This is a genomic window from Vibrio sp. OPT46, assembly GCF_015163535.1.
GTDB lineage: Bacteria > Pseudomonadota > Gammaproteobacteria > Enterobacterales > Vibrionaceae > Vibrio > Vibrio alginolyticus.
In genome coordinates, this window is the sequence record NZ_JADDYG010000114.1 from 1 (window position 1) to 371 (window position 371).

Here is a 371-nt window from a genome sequence, read left to right on the forward strand (position 1 = left end):
GGTAGTCATACCTACTCGGCTATTATCGTACCTATATGGTTCAATAACTGCCTTCATACATTGAAATCAAGGACACATGTTAGATACATCAGCTCAGCCTATCGGTGATATTGATCACAATAAGATATTATTATTTTCACAATTTACATTAAAAGTTTGACGCAACCGATAAATCAACAGATTTAGGGAATAAACCAACTCATCTCGTAGGCATATTTAATCAACCTTTAAAGAACTGAAGGCTTCCCTTTCATCATTCGCAGTCCCTCTCTTTTAATGCAGTCGACTAATGGGTTTTCTGCCATATCTGAACGCCATATAAATGAAAGCGTCCTTTCCATTTTTAACTCAGGTACATTTAATGCCACAAG

At 36.4% G+C, this 371-nt stretch carries 1 pseudogene; it reads right to left on the minus strand.

The features are described 5' to 3' along the window. Positions 1 to 227 precede the first annotated feature (227 nt). Positions 228 to 371, minus strand: a pseudogene (locus IQR33_RS05165) (LysR family transcriptional regulator); the annotation flags it as partial.